Source organism: Curtobacterium sp. AC268 (assembly GCF_979258745.1).
The window spans coordinates 2966239-2980073 of sequence record NZ_OZ409878.1; the positions used below are offsets into that span (position 1 = coordinate 2966239).

The 13835-nt window shown below is 72.2% G+C and carries 15 protein-coding genes; 5 read left to right on the forward strand and 10 right to left on the reverse strand.

The features are described 5' to 3' along the window. Window positions 1-3 precede the first annotated feature (3 nt). The 3 genes from ACZZ9K_RS14130 to ACZZ9K_RS14140 form a co-directional block, all read right to left on the reverse strand. Window positions 4-459, reverse strand: coding sequence for a GNAT family N-acetyltransferase (locus ACZZ9K_RS14130; RefSeq protein WP_301629464.1), 456 nt, complete (start codon window positions 457-459; stop codon window positions 4-6). A gap of 61 nt (window positions 460-520) precedes the next feature. After that, the gene (locus ACZZ9K_RS14135) at window positions 521-1498 is read right to left on the reverse strand and encodes an SDR family NAD(P)-dependent oxidoreductase (protein ID WP_463444383.1); all 978 of its coding nucleotides are present in this window, start codon (window positions 1496-1498) and stop codon (window positions 521-523) included. Beyond that, window positions 1495-2469, reverse strand: a complete 975-nt coding sequence (locus ACZZ9K_RS14140; protein WP_463444384.1) for an alpha/beta hydrolase family protein — start codon at window positions 2467-2469, stop codon at window positions 1495-1497. The genes ACZZ9K_RS14135 and ACZZ9K_RS14140 overlap by 4 nt, the downstream gene beginning before the upstream one ends. A 154-nt stretch (window positions 2470-2623) precedes the next feature. Here ACZZ9K_RS14140 and ACZZ9K_RS14145 point away from each other — a divergent pair, with 154 nt between their 5' ends. Further along, entirely contained in the window at window positions 2624-3226 is a 603-nt protein-coding gene (locus tag ACZZ9K_RS14145; RefSeq protein WP_463444385.1) for a TetR/AcrR family transcriptional regulator, read from the forward strand. A gap of 121 nt (window positions 3227-3347) precedes the next feature. Here ACZZ9K_RS14145 and ACZZ9K_RS14150 read toward each other — a convergent pair whose 3' ends face one another. The 4 genes from ACZZ9K_RS14150 to ACZZ9K_RS14165 form a co-directional block, all read right to left on the reverse strand. Further along, window positions 3348-3539 carry a hypothetical protein gene (locus tag ACZZ9K_RS14150; protein WP_463444386.1) on the reverse strand — a complete coding sequence of 64 codons (192 nt, stop codon included), beginning with the start codon at window positions 3537-3539 and terminating at the stop codon, window positions 3348-3350. Continuing rightward, window positions 3536-4558: an arsenic resistance protein gene (locus ACZZ9K_RS14155; RefSeq protein ID WP_463444387.1), complete on the reverse strand. Its 1023-nt coding sequence runs from the start codon at window positions 4556-4558 to the stop codon at window positions 3536-3538. The genes ACZZ9K_RS14150 and ACZZ9K_RS14155 overlap by 4 nt, the downstream gene beginning before the upstream one ends. Further along, window positions 4558-5676 (reverse strand): NAD(P)/FAD-dependent oxidoreductase, encoded by a 1119-nt coding sequence (locus ACZZ9K_RS14160; RefSeq protein WP_463444388.1) that lies wholly within the window; start codon window positions 5674-5676, stop codon window positions 4558-4560. The genes ACZZ9K_RS14155 and ACZZ9K_RS14160 overlap by 1 nt, the downstream gene beginning before the upstream one ends. A gap of 107 nt (window positions 5677-5783) precedes the next feature. Then, entirely contained in the window at window positions 5784-6116 is a 333-nt protein-coding gene (locus ACZZ9K_RS14165; protein ID WP_463444389.1) for a hypothetical protein, read from the reverse strand. A 65-nt stretch (window positions 6117-6181) separates the two neighbouring features. On the opposite strand from ACZZ9K_RS14165, the gene ACZZ9K_RS14170 reads away from it, so the two are divergent. From ACZZ9K_RS14170 to ACZZ9K_RS14180, 3 genes are all read left to right on the forward strand, one after another. Continuing rightward, the gene (locus ACZZ9K_RS14170) at window positions 6182-7138 is read left to right on the forward strand and encodes a serine hydrolase domain-containing protein (protein WP_463444390.1); all 957 of its coding nucleotides are present in this window, start codon (window positions 6182-6184) and stop codon (window positions 7136-7138) included. A gap of 57 nt (window positions 7139-7195) precedes the next feature. Further along, on the forward strand, window positions 7196-7903 hold the full coding sequence (mtnN, locus tag ACZZ9K_RS14175) for a 5'-methylthioadenosine/S-adenosylhomocysteine nucleosidase (protein ID WP_083404427.1): 708 nt from the start codon (window positions 7196-7198) through the stop codon (window positions 7901-7903). 240 nt (window positions 7904-8143) lie between these two features. Further along, entirely contained in the window at window positions 8144-8299 is a 156-nt protein-coding gene (locus ACZZ9K_RS14180) for a hypothetical protein (protein ID WP_155896774.1), read from the forward strand. Window positions 8300-8353: 54 nt separating this feature from the next. On the opposite strand, the gene ACZZ9K_RS14185 is transcribed toward ACZZ9K_RS14180, so the two are convergent. Together ACZZ9K_RS14185 and ACZZ9K_RS14190 are read right to left on the reverse strand one after the other, a co-directional pair. Continuing rightward, window positions 8354-10777: an excinuclease ABC subunit UvrA gene (locus tag ACZZ9K_RS14185; RefSeq protein ID WP_463444391.1), complete on the reverse strand. Its 2424-nt coding sequence runs from the start codon at window positions 10775-10777 to the stop codon at window positions 8354-8356. A gap of 129 nt (window positions 10778-10906) precedes the next feature. Next, complete coding sequence (locus ACZZ9K_RS14190) at window positions 10907-11587, reverse strand: hypothetical protein (protein ID WP_071247112.1); 681 nt, start codon at window positions 11585-11587, stop codon at window positions 10907-10909. Between the two features lie 277 nt (window positions 11588-11864). On the opposite strand from ACZZ9K_RS14190, the gene ACZZ9K_RS14195 reads away from it, so the two are divergent. Beyond that, window positions 11865-12260 (forward strand): hypothetical protein, encoded by a 396-nt coding sequence (locus tag ACZZ9K_RS14195; protein ID WP_051596478.1) that lies wholly within the window; start codon window positions 11865-11867, stop codon window positions 12258-12260. A 116-nt stretch (window positions 12261-12376) separates the two neighbouring features. On the opposite strand, the gene ACZZ9K_RS14200 is transcribed toward ACZZ9K_RS14195, so the two are convergent. Next, window positions 12377-13774, reverse strand: a complete 1398-nt coding sequence (locus ACZZ9K_RS14200; RefSeq protein WP_463444392.1) for an FAD-binding oxidoreductase — start codon at window positions 13772-13774, stop codon at window positions 12377-12379. Between the last annotated feature and the right edge of the window lie 61 nt (window positions 13775-13835).

Consider the following 13835-nt stretch of genomic DNA (forward strand, 5'->3'; position numbering starts at 1 on the left):
CGATCAGACGAGCTGCTGCTCCATGCACACGCTCGTCGGGTCGTCGACGTACGGGCCGAACCGGGGGATGTCCGCGTACCCGGCCTTCCGGTACAGCGCGATCGCCGCGGCCTGCGGCAGACCGGTCTCGAGCCGGACGGTCCCGATGCCGACCGCGCGGGCCCGGTCGTGCAGGGCGTCGAGCAGCCGCGTCCCCACGCCGAGCCCACGCGCGGCGTCGCTCACGAACATGCGCTTGACCTCGCCGGTGCCGTCGCCGGCGTCGACGAGCGCCACCGTGCCGAGGGCGACCCCGTCCTCGCGCGCCACCAGGAACGTGACGTCGGGCTGGTCCAGGTCGTCGACGTCGAGGGCGTGGTAGTTCTCGGCCGGGTACAGGCTCAGTCCGTAGTCGTCGCCCTGCTGCAGCAGGTGCAGGACGTCGTCCTGTCGGGGGCTCTCGATCCGCACGGTCAGCACCGTCACACAGTAGCGAGGACGACGAGAACAGTGGGCAGACGAGGCCCCCGGCCGACCGTGATCAGGCCAGGAGTCCCTCGCTGACCGCCCACAGGCGCCGGGCTTCGTCGGCGTCGAGCATCGCCGAGTTCGCGTCCGACGGGATCCGGTCCGCGGTGAGGGGCAGGACCCGGTCGTCGATCACGGCGACGTCACTGTCCTTCAGGTAGACCCCGCCGACGCCGTCGAGCAGCGGGCTCGCGGCACCGAACACGAGCGTCGCGGCGCCCTGCTCGACGGTCTTCTTGCCGACCTCGGGATCGATGACGGTCACCCCGTGGTCGTCGACCAGTCCCTGCTCGCGGTACGACGCGAGCACCGCCGGGTCGTGCGGGCCGGGTCCGATGATGACGCCCGGGTGTGCGGCGAAGGCGCGGATGCCCTGGTCGGCGTACCGCCGGTCGAGCTCCACCGTGAACAGGACGTTGGCGCGCTTCGACTGGCCGTACGCGGTGACCGGGTCGTACCCGTGCGCGAACGTCAGGTCGTCCCACCGGATCTGCCCGAACCGCGCCGCACCGGAGGTGACGGTCAGGACCCGCGCACGACGGGCCTCCAGGAGGGCGGGGAGGAGCGCCCGCGTGAGCTGGAAGTGCCCGAGGTGCGTCGTCGAGAACGCCAGTTCGTTGCCGCGGCCGTCGAGCCGGCGGTCCGGGGTGAAGAGCATCGCGGCACTGTTCACGAGCATGTGCAGCGGGCGGCCGGAGGCCGACCAGCGCGCGGCGAAGGCATCGACCGACGACGGGTCGGTGAGGTCGAGGGCCTCGACGTGGATGCCCGGGATGTCGGCGACGACTGCGGATGCCCGGTCGACGTCACGGGAGGCGACGGTGACGTCGGCGCCGGCCGCCGCGAGGGCGCGGCTGGTCTCGCGGCCGAGGCGGCTGTGTCCGCCGGTCACGACGACGTTCCGGCCGGTCAGGTCGACGCCGTCCAGGACGTCGGCGGCGGTGGACGCGGCGGTGAAGCCGCTGGGCAGGGGGTGCTGGTCGGTGATCACGAGTGGTGCTCCTTCGATTCGATGTGGCCGACGGCGGCAGCATGGCCGGCCGCGACGGCGGCAGCGGGGCCCGCCGCGTGGGCGGTGGCAGGGCCGACGGCGTCGGCGATCGCCGACCACGCGTCGGGGTCGAGCCCGAGCTCGGTCCGGAGGAACGCCGTCGTGGTGTGGCGGACGAGGTCCACACGCTCGGGGCTCTCGTCCGTGGTGGCGGTCGACTCGTAGTCCTGGATCCCGCCGAGCAGGTGCTCGCCTCCGTGGACGGTCACCAGGTACCGCGCGCCGGGGCTCAGGTGGTAGACGTCGGTGAACCAGTCCGGACCTCGCGTCGAGAGCTGGGACTGGTCGTGGTCGCCGGCGACGACCAGTGACGGGGTGTGCAGCTGGCTGAAGTCGGGGCTCATGAACGCGAAGTGCTCCTGCGCGAACGGCGCGAGGTCGCCGCGCGCGATCCCGGTGGTGGACAGCAGGACCCCGGCGCGCACGCGGTGGTCGGTGCGGTCCTCGCCCGGCCGCCCGTCGGCGTCCAGGACGCGGGCCCCGAGCAGCATGCCCACGGACTGTCCGCCCCACGAGTGTCCGACCGCGGCGAGGCGGGCGGTGTCGACGCGCCCGCTCAGACCGGGGACCGCGTCGATGATCTGGTCGAGGTCGTCGAGCACCCGCTCGAGGTCGTCGACGCGCGTCTGCCAGATGGTCGGGTAGCGCGGGTCCTCGAGCGTCAGCCCGTAGGCCTTCGCGTCGAGGAAGGTCGGCTGGACGACGACGAAGCCGTTCGCGGTCCAGTGGTCGACCAGGGGGTCGCCGCCGGTCATGGACTGGCCGAAGCCGTGGGCGAAGACGATGACGGGCAGGTCCGTTCCGGTCGTCGGTGCGGTGATCCGGACCTCGAGATCCTGACCGCGCGAGGGTGCGGGAAGCGTGACGGGGCGCACGCTGATGACCTGCGGTCGAGGTGCTGTGGGTGCCATGTGGGCCTTTCCGGGAGGCAGTGTCGCCCGTGGTCGGAGCGATCGTCGTCCGAAGCGGAGCGACGTTCCGGAACGATACGGAACAGCGATCCGGATTGCAAGATGAAGCGGAGCATTGTTCCGCATCGCGTCGGTGTCGTGCGATGATCGACGCATGAGCACCCCGTCGACCGACCCCGTGCCGCGTCGCCGTCGCGACGTCGAGCGCAACGAGCGCACGATCCTCGACGCCGCTGCCGCGGTCTTCACGGCCTCGGGCGTCGGCGCACCGGTGCGCGAGGTCGCCACCGCCGCCGGTGTCGGGGTAGGTACGCTCTACCGGCACTTCCCGACCCGTTCGGACCTGGTCGTCGCCGTCTACCGGCACCAGATCGAGGCCCTGGTCGACGCGGGGCCGGCGCTGCTCGACTCGGAACCGACACCGTTCGCCGCCCTGCTGCGCTGGGTGCACCAGTTCGTCGACTTCCTCGGCACCAAGCACGGTCTGGCGCGCGTCTGGGAGGGCGACGCCGACGGCTTCACGGCGCTGCACACGCTGTTCGTCGACGAGCTGGTGCCCGTGCTCGGCCGGCTGCTCGACGCCGCGCGGGCGTCCGGCGAGGTGGCCGCCCCGACCCCGCCGTACCAGCTGCTCCGGGCCGTGGGTGACCTGGTGGCGTGGAGTCCCCAGGACCCCGACTACGACGTCCGGACGATCGTGACCCTCTTGGTCACCGGGCTGCGGCAGGCGCAGCCGACGGTGACCGGCAGCGCGTAGCCGGCCACGTGCACTGGTCGCGACCGGCACCGGACTGGAGGCGCGGTGCGTGCCCGTGACGGGCCTCCCGTCCGGCGTCGCGACCGTCTCGGGCCGCACCAGCGCCGTCGGAGCGCCCCGCTCAGACCGCGCCCGGCTCCGCGGGGCAGCCCGCTGTGTCCTCGTGTTCCGGCAGCACGTCGACGTCGGTGACCGTGTACCCGAGCGGCACCTGGCCCAGCGCGAGCAGGAGCGCCGTCCGCCGGTCGTCGTGCTCGGTCTCGATCACCCGCCGCTCGGTGGGCACGACGACGAGTCGGACCCGGTGCGTCACGGGTGCCCCCACGCTGCGGTGCCGCGCAGGCGTCGCCCTGCGTGCTGACCAGGTCGCCGACGCAGCAGCAGGTGGCGGACCGCGAGCAGGTGCGGGAACTCGACGAGCATGCCGACGACGATCGCCGTGGTGATCAGTGGCTGGTGGGGGAGTGCTGCACTCGTCAGCCCGATCATCAGGGGCGCGTTGCGCGCTGCCGTCGTCATCGCGAGCAGCGCCGACCGCGGGTACGGCAGTGCGGCGAGGCGTGACGCCCACTCGGCCGCGATGAACACGACGGCGAAGAAGACCACCGCGCACCCCAGCACGGCGACGAACACCGGCAGGTTCGCCAGCAGCAGCGCGATGTGCGAGGCGAAGAGCCCGGCGACCATCGCGCCCACGATCCAGGGAACCGCGCGGCCGGGCAGGGTGGCGGCGCGGGCTCGGGCGCCGTCCGGCAGCAGTGAGATCCCGAGGCGGATCACCACGGCGATCGCGGCGGGCAGGACGAACCACTGCAGCAGGGTGCCGACGGTCCCCACGGCATCGATGCCGGCGTTGCCGCCCAGGACCGTGATCCACGCCGGGAACAGCAGCAGCTGGGTGACCATGTTGATCGGCAGCAGGGTCGCCCCGACAGCGGTGTCCCCGTCGCTCAGGCGGGTGAACGCCAGGAACCAGTCGGTGCAGGGTGCCAGGAAGTACAGCATCACGCCGAGTTGGACGGCGGGGTGCCCGGGCAGGGCCATGCGGGTGAGCAGGAACGCGACGAACGGGGCGAGCAGGAAGTTCATGCTCCAGGCGATGCCGATGACCTTCCACGCGCCCGGCGTCCGTGGGAGGCGGCGCAGCGGGACGTCGACGAACAGGGCGACGACCAGGGTGATCACCAACGGGTCCACCACGGAGCCCATGGCATCGCCGCTCGCGGGGGAGGTCCCGCCGATCACCGACCCGACCAGGATGGCGCCGCCGACGATCGCGGGGGTGGCCCAGAGTCGTGCACCGGCGGGGTGGGCGGGCCGCTGTGCCGGCATCAGCACGCGCATTCGACACCGCAGCAGCTCAGGTCGTCGGTGAGCATCCCGGCGTCGTCCCACTCCTGCAGGGCGCCGCAGTCGCGTCCGGCTCGTTCGCCGATGACGCGGGCGAACCGCTGCCGGAACTTGTACACGAAGCAGAACTGCAGCCCACCGTGCCGGAGCGCCGTGCCTGCCAGGAACAGCCCGGGCGTGGTGGTCGACTCGTCGTCCTCGGTGAGCAGCGGCCAGCCGTCAGCGCGGGTGTCGAACAGGCTCGCGGCCGGCCCGAGCCCCGGGCCGTACCCGGTGGCGAGGATCGGTGGCACGTCCGACACCAAGGCGGTCCGTCCGGCGACGCCGACGGTGAACCCCTCTCCGGACCGTTTGATGCCGGTGACCTGGCCGTCGTCGACCAGGGTGAGGCGTCCACTGGCCCGCGCGGCCGCGAGCCGTTGACGGGTCCGCGGGGCGAGGCGGAACGACGGGTCGGACCCGCTGCCGGCGTCCCAGGGGTGGGACGGGTCGACGACCGTCACCGTCGCCCCCTGCTCGACGTGGTGGCACGCCAGGTCGATGCCGGACTCGAAGCCGCCCACGACCACCACGTGTCCGGACTGCGCCACCCAGGCTGCCTCGGCGGACGCGTGCACCCCGAGCGAGGTGCCCGCGCAACGGGGCAGGATCGGGTCGGAGAACTCGCCGCCGGCCCAGACCACGTTGCGGGTGACGACGGGGCCGCGGCTCGTGGTCACGCGGAAGCGGTCGTCGTCCGGCTCGATGTGCTCGACCTCGGTGTCGAGCAGGGTCGGCAGGTGGAAGGCCGCGACGACGCCGCGCAGGTACCGGGCGTACTCCGGCCCCGAGGGGTAGTCGGTCCCCAGGCTGTAGGCGGGGGAGGTGCGCGGGTGGACCGCGTTGAGGTCGGTGGCCCCGAACCCGTTCCCGGTGAAGGACGGCGTCAGGAACCGCTGGTGCTCGGGCCACCGCCGGAACGTGTCCCCGACGACGCCGCGTTCGACGACGCCGAACAGCAGGCCGTCGACGGCATGGAGTGCCAGGCCGGTGCCGACGCCGGCCGGTCCGGCTCCGACCACGAGGGCGTCGAGGGTCTCGGTGGGGTGTGGTGCTGGCATGGGGTCGGTCTTCCCAGCAGCTGTGGCTGCGTCGATGGAACGGCCACCGTCGTGTGGTCGCTGCACGCCATCTTAGTGAGAAGACTTATCAACAAGCTACTGCGGCATCAGCCCGCCGGCGTCGAGTACAGGACCGCCAGGGTCGCTCCAAGTCCGACGACCACGATGCCGAGGTCGAGCACGGCCAGGGTGACGAGTCGGGTCCGTTGCGGCCGGACGGCCATCCGGACCACGACCATCGCCACGAACAACACGACGACGAGCACCAGCGCCGGCCAGCCGATCGTCGGCGCTCGGATCGCCATGAGCACCATCACCGCGGCGACGATGACGGCCGTGACGGCTCCCCACACGAGCCAGTTCGAGCCCGACGCCGTCCGGAGTGCGGGCTGGTCGCCGACGCGGGTGGGATCGGGGCGGCGGGGCTGTTCGTCGGACACGAGCCGGACGGTACGCGGCGGCCCCTGCCCGTGCCCGCAGCCGCCCGGACACGAGAGGATGGGGTGTGCACACCGCCGCGACCATCCTCGACGCCGTCGTCCGGCACATCGACGCGACGGGGTTCGCCGCACACGGCATCCACGTGCGCACGCGGACTGCGGCGCCGGGCACCGACGGCACCGCGGACGACGTCGCCGAGTACCACTGGACCCCCGACGTCCGGCGCGAGGTCCACTCCGCCGCCAAGGGAGTCTGCGTCCTGGCCGCCGGCATCGCCGCCGACGACGGCGTGGTCGACCTCGAAGAACCGATCGCGACGTACCTGGTCGGCACCGGCCTCGGGGCGGAGACCGGCCTCTTGCTCGGCCACGGCATCGACCGGGTCACCCTCCGGCACCTGCTCACCATGACGAGCGGGATCGACATGCCCTGGTCGGCGACCGAGCTGACGGACTGGCCGGACCTGGCGGCCGAGTTCCTGCGGCGACCGTCCCGCGGCCGGGTGTTCCAGTACGCGAACGCCAGCACCTACACCGCGATGCGCGTGCTCGAGGCCCGGGTCGGTGACGTCGGCGCGTTCGTCACCGAACGGCTGTTCGCGCCGCTCGGCATCCGGGACGTCGAGTGGCAGCGCTGCCCGAACGGGTTCGTCGCCGGCGGCGAAGGGCTGTCGCTCCGCACCGAGGAACTCGCCCGCATCGGGCACCTGATCCGCGACCGCGGGGTCGTCGACGGACAGCGGATCGTCAGCGCGCGGTGGTGCGACGCGATGCACACCGACTGGGTGGAGCGCGAGGGCACCGGCCCCGGCTACGAGCGCTACGCGATGGCGGGGTGGGGTGGTCCCGGCCGGCTCTGGCGGCTGCACGGTGCGTACGGGCAGATGCTGCTGTTCGACGAGACCGAGGCGAGCAACGACCCCGGCACCGTCGTCACCATCACCGCCGACGACCACTTCGGCGCCGACGCGCTCGCCGTCTTCGTCGCCGACGAGCTGGCCCGCCAGGACCCCCGCCGGTAGCGACCGCGACCATCCGACCTGCACGTCCGCGCGCGCCCGGCGTGGGAGGATCGATCAGTGCAGCAGCAACCCGTCGCGATCATCATCGCGGCCATGAGCGAAGAGGTCTCGGCCTTCGCCGACCTCTTCGGCGGCGTCCCCGTCCTCGACGGCCCCGTCGGTGGCCACGACCCGCACCAGCTGCTCGACATCGGCGGCGCCACGGTCGTCGTGCGCCGCAGCGGCATCGGCTTCACGAACGCCACGGCCGCGGTCGCCCACGGCTTCCACGACTTCGGCCCGGGCATCCCGGTCATCAGCGTCGGGACCGCCGGCGGGCTCATGCACGGTGTCGCCATCGGTGACGTCGTGGTCGGCGACCGGTACGTCAACCTCAACGCCGACGCCACCGCGTTCGGCTACGCCCTGGGCCAGGTCCCCGGCATGCCGACCGGCTACGCGCCGGACGCCCGGCTCGTCGAGCTGGCGATGGGCGCCGACATCGCGTGGCCGCTGCGGTCGGCGACGATCGGCTCGAGCGAGGTCTTCGTGACCGAGGGTCGTGCCCGCGCACTCCGGGTCGCGTTCCCCGACGTGGCCGCGGTCGACATGGAGTCGGCCGCGATCGCGCAGTTCGCCCACGTGCACGACATGCCGTTCGTGTCGGTCCGGTGCATCAGCGACCTCTGCGCGCCGGACGGCGCCGAGTTCCGCGAGCACCTGGACGACGCCGCGGCACGCGCAGCGCGCGTGGTCCACGACCTGGTGCTCGGACTGCGTTCCTGAGTCCGCACCGGTGCACCGGCCTGGAGGCGTGACTCGCCGCCGCCGGTCTGCCGGCGGTGATCCGGGCCTCCAGTCCATCCCGCTTGGTCGCGTCCGTGCCTGCGTTCCGCGGCCATCAGGCGGCCGGAACTGCGTTCCACGGACGTTCCGGGACGGATCGCGAACTCGGCTCCGAGGCCCTCGCTAGCCTCCATCCCGGGGGCCCAAGGAACCACGGCCAATCACACAGGGAGATCAGCCATGAGCGCCTACACGAGCGACGAGAACGTCGAACCCGCACGCATCACCACCTTCAAGCGCGTCCGCAAGCAGTGGCGTCGGACGGGTGAGGTCGGCTACACGCACAGTGGCAGCGACTTCTTCCGCGACGACGCCCCGGAAGCGGTCCAGCGGTAACCAGCGGCAGCCACGAAGTGCCCGCCAGGAGCGATCCTGGCGGGCACTTCTGCGTCAGCGACCGAGCTGGTCCCGCAGGTAGGGCGCGGTCCGGCTGGTGGTCGACGCGGCGACCTCGGCGGGCGTGCCGGAGGCGACGACCCGACCGCCGTCCTCGCCGCCCGACGGGCCCATGTCGATGACGTGGTCGGCGCTCGCGACGACGTCCATGGCGTGCTCCACCACGACGACCGTGTTGCCCGCGTCGGTCAGGCGGGCGAGCTGGGCGGTGAGCAGCTCGACGTCGGCCGGGTGCAGGCCGGTGGTGGGCTCGTCGAGCAGGTACAGGGTGTGGCCGGTCCGCGCACGCTGTAGTTCCGTGGCGAGCTTGATGCGCTGCGCCTCGCCGCCGGAGAGCTCCGGAGCGGGCTGGCCGAGCCGCAGGTAGCCGAGGCCGACCTCGCGGAGGGTCTCGAGTCCGCGCCCGGCTGCGGGCAGGGACGCCAGGAACGGCGCCGCTTCGTCGACGGTCATGCCGAGGACGTCGGCGATGGACGCCCCGTTCCACCGGACCTCGAGCGTCTCGGCGGTGTAGCGGGAGCCGTGGCACTCGGGGCACGGTGCCCAGCTGCCCGGCAGGAAGAGGAGTTCGACGGACACCGACCCCTCGCCCTGGCAGACCTCGCACCGACCGCCGGCGACGTTGAACGAGAACCGTCCGGCGGTCCAGCCCCGGGCCTTCGCGTCGTCGGTCTGGGCGAAAGCGGCCCGGACCGCGTCGAACAGGCCGGTGTAGGTGGCGAGGTTCGAGCGGGGGGTCCGGCCGATCGGCTTCTGGTCGACCTGGACGACGCGGTCGATGAGCGGGTGCGACGTCGCGACGCCGGGCAGCACGCCGCCGACGAGCGACGACTTGCCGGAGCCGCTGACCCCGGTGACCGCGGTGAGCACACCGAGCGGCAGGTCGACGTCGAGCCCCCGCAGGTTGTGCAGGGTGAGGTCGCGGAGTTCGAGCGTGCCGATCGGGGACCGGGCGGCACGGTCGGCGGTCGGCTGCCGGGGCTCCAGGAAACGCCGGGTGACCGAGGCCTCGACCTCGGCCAGGCCGGCGACCGGGCCGCTGTACAGGACGGTGCCGCCACCGGTGCCCGCGCGGGGGCCGACGTCGACGATCCAGTCGGCTCGGCGCACGATGCTCATGTCGTGCTCGACGACGAAGACGCTGTTGCCGCCGGCACGCAGGTCGTCGAGGACGTCGACGAGGGACTCGGCATCGGCGGGGTGCAGCCCGGCGCTCGGTTCGTCGAGCACGTAGACGACACCGAACAGGCCGGAGCGCAGCTGCGTCGCGATCCGCAGCCGCTGGCTCTCACCGGGGGAGAGCGTCGGGGTGGCGCGGTCGAGCGCGAGGTAGCCGAGCCCCAGGCCGACCAGGACCTCGACGCGGGTGAGCAGGTCGCGGGAGATCGCCACGGCGACCTCGGTGTGCTCGCCGGACGATGCTCGCGACGTCGCCGCTGCCGCGTCGGTGATCGCGGCGATCGGGCGCAGGACGTCGGCCAGGCCGGTCAACGGCAGGGCGTTCAGCTCGGCGATCGAGTGGCCGCCGATCGTGACGGCGAGTGCGGCTCGGGTCAGGCCGGTGCCGCCGCACAGCCCGCACGGGCCGGACTCGACGAACTGCAGCACCTTCTTGCGCTGGGTCTCGCTCTGCGAGTCGGCGAGGGTGTGCAGCACGAACTGGCGGGCGCTCCAGAACCGGCCCTTGTAGGGCTTCGCCACGCGGTCGCGCTTCGGCTGCACCTGCACGACGGGCTGTTCCTCGGTGAAGAGCAGCCAGTCGCGGTCCTCGCGCGACAGCTCGCGCCACGGGCGGTCGATGTCGTAGCCGAGCACGGCGGTGACGTCGCGCAGGTTCTTGCCCTGCCACGCACCGGGCCAGGCGGTGATCGCGCCGTCGCGGATGCTCAGCGACGGATCGTGCACGGCCGATGCCTCGGTCACCTCGTGCGCGGTCCCGATGCCGTGGCACCGGGGACAGGCGCCGGCGACGGTGTTCGGCGAGAAGGAGTCCGACTCGAGCCGGTCGGCGCCGGACGGGTAGGTGCCGGCACGCGAGTAGAGCATGCGCATCGAGTTCGACAGCGTGGTCATCGTGCCGACGGTGGAGCGGGAGCTCGGGGCGCCGCGACGCTGCTGCAGGGCGACGGCGGGCGGCAGCCCGGTGATCGAGTCGACGTGCGGGGTGGAACCCTGCGCGATCAGCCGCCGCGCGTACGGGGCGACGGACTCGAGGAACCGGCGCTGCGCCTCGGCGAAGACGGTGCCGAAGGCGAGTGAGGACTTGCCGGAGCCGGAGACGCCGGTGAACGCGACGATCCGGTCGCGGGGGATGTCCACGTCGACGTCGCGCAGGTTGTTCTCGCGGGCGCCTCGGACGCGGATGAAGTCGTCCGGCCCGGGTCGGTCGTCGGTGGGGGTCGAGCGAGGAGCGGGCATTCGCTCGATCGTAGGCTCGGCCACTGGGAGAAGCAGTACCGGTGCGGAACCGCGAACGACGAAGAGCCGCTCCGCCCTGATCGGCGGAGCGACTCTTCGTGTCGTGCGGTGTTGTGGTGGTGCGGGGTGTTACTTGATCTGTGCGGTGATGGTGGCGGTGCCGACGAGGAGGCCGCGCTTGACGGCGTCGGTGCCGAAGGTCTTGTTCAGCAGGCCGGCGGCGTCTTCGGAGATGTGGACGGTGGTGCCGGTGAGGATGGCGTTGTCGCCCTCGAGCTGGAGGGGCTTGAGGGAGCCGCCGTGCAGCTCGAACAGGAACGCGTTGGCCGCGGCGACCTTGCCGTTGACGAGGACGTCGCCGTAGAGCTTGGACGAGCCCGGGTTCACGACGAAGTTCTCCAGCGTGACGGTGGTGTCGCCGGCCTTCAGGGTCAGTCCCGAGTCGTCGTGGTTCAGCAGGCCCTGCACGTACGGGCGGTAGTTGCCGTCGGGGGACCAGTAGGTGACCGACCCGGCGGTGATCGGGAACGACACCGACCCGTCAGCCAGGGTCGCGTCGCCGGAGACGCCGGGGGTGAGCTTCAGGGCGGTGAGGGCGTCGGTGAAGCCGGAGTCGAGCTTCACGGCGGTGGAGCCGCCGAGGACCTCGGGGACCGAGGCGACGGGTGCGGGGATCTTCGACGACGACGAGGACACCGTGTGCACGTTCGGGGTCGCGGCCTGGGCGGAGGAGATCCCGAACGCGGCACCGCCGAGGACGAGGGCGCCGGTCGTGGCGAGGGTGATGGAGGTCTTGAGGCTCTTACGCATCGTGATCAGTCCTTTGCTGTTGTCGCGCTCGGCGCGGCTGCTGTGTGCGCGCCGAACACACCCTTGGTGGGGTGGAGAACCAGCGATGTGCGGCTGGTGAGCGCTCCGGGTGTTTCCCGGTCGTTGCAGGTGATTCGGCACCCTGCGGCGAAGAGTTTGGACGGATCTGCCGTCGTTACCGCTCTGTGACCTTCGGGCTCATCCGGACAGCAGTCACGCCCGCAAGTACGTTCTCTGAGAGGCCGCTGAACGTGGTCCATCGAGAAAGGCATTCCCCATGGCATCGACGTCCAGTCGTCCCACCTCCGTCACCGTGTCGTTCGTCATCTGGCTGGTGGTGGTCCTGGCGAACATCCTGCAGGGCATCATCGGTCTGGTCTCGGGTGGCAGCTCCTCCGCCGCACAGGACGTCGGCACCGCCCCGCTCGTCGGCGGCGCGATCTTCGCGTTCATCCTGGCCGTGATCGAGCTCATCATCGTCTTCAAGATGCGCGACGGCCGCAACTGGGCCCGCATCGTGCTGACGGTCCTCGCGGTCCTGCAGCTCATCGGTGTCGGCGTCGGCGCGGCCTCGGGTGGCAACGCCTTCGGCTGGATCGGTGGCGTCGCGGTGCTCATCGCGACGATCCTGATGTACGTCGGTGGCGCGAACGGGTACTTCCGTCGCCACTGAGCACGCGTGCGGATGCGCTCCTGCGTGACGCACACCGGTCGCTGAACGCGACCACCTGACGGACGGGAGGCCCGGTGCCAGCTGGCACCGGGCCTCCCGTCCGTCGTCTGGCCGGGTCAGAACGCCTTGCCCGGGTTCAGGGTCCCCGCCGGGTCGAGTGCGTCCTTGACGGAGCGGTGCATCGCGAGCACGCGGTCGCCGAGCTCGACCCGCAGGCCCGGCAGCTTCAGCAGCCCGACGCCGTGCTCACCGGTCACGGTCCCACCGAGCGCCAGGCAGTCCGCCACGATCTGGTCGAACGCGGTCTTCGCGCGGGCCTTCGCGGCGTCGTCGCCCTCGGGCGCGATGATCAGCGGGTGCAGGTTGCCGTCGCCGGCGTGCGCGATGTTGGCGATCGTGACGTCCTGTTCGTTCGCGGTCACCTGGATCCGCCGGAGCATCTCGGGCACCGCGCTCCGCGGCACGCAGATGTCCTCGGTCAGCACCGGGCCGAGCCGTTCGAGCGCCGGGTAGGCGAGTCGGCGGGCCTGGAACAGCCGGTCGATGTCCCCGGGGTCGGTGGCCCGCTCGACGTCCGTCCCACCGGCCTCGGCGAACACGTCCGCGACGTGGTCGGCGATCTCGTCACCGGCCGCACCGCGCTCGTCGACCCGGGCGAGCAACAGGGTGTCGACGTCCGCAGGCAGCCCGAGGTGCATCCAGTCGTCGACGGCCCGCAGGCAGGTGCGGTCGACGATCTCGAGTGCCGCGGGGACGATCCCCGCACGCGAGATCGCGGCCACGGCGTCGCCCGCTGCGGTCAGCGAGGGGAAGTACCCGATCACCGCCCGTTCGTCACGGCCGGCCAGGGGGAGCAGCTTCACGGTGACCGACACGACGATGCCGAGCGTGCCCTCGGAACCGACCAGCAGTCCGGTGAGGTCGTACCCGGCGACGCCCTTCGCCGTCCGGCGGCCGAGCTCCACGACCGACCCGTCGGCCAGCACGACGGTCATGCCGAGCACGTAGTCGCGGGTGACCCCGTACTTGACGCAGCAGATGCCGCCGGCGTTCGTCGCGACGTTGCCGCCGATCGTCGAGATCGCCGAGCTCGCGGGGTCCGGCGGGTACCAGAGGCCGTGCTCGGCGACCGCGGCGCGGAGTGCGTCGTTGATGACGCCGGGTTCGGTGACCGCGTAGCGCTCGTCGGTGTTCACCTCGAGCACCCGGTTCATCCGCTCGAGCGACACGACGATCGAGTCGGCCATCGCGTTGGCACCGCCGGACAGACCGGTGCCGGCACCGCGGGGAACGACCCGGAGGCCGGCGGCGGCTGCCCAGCGGACGGCGGTGACGACGTCGTCGGTGCTGCGTGCCAGGACCACGGCGAGCGGTGCCGTGGAGTCGGCCCACTCGGCGTCGTCGTGGCGGTAGCGCTCGAGCGACTCCGGGTCGCGGAGCACCTGGTCGGGCCCCAGCAGGTGTTCGAGGGCGGTGGCGTCGGCTGCGGTGGCGGATGCGGCGGTGACGGTCATGCGGGGTGGGGGTCCTTCCGGGGCGCGGCGGTGCGGTTCGGGTGCATCGACGATACGCCGG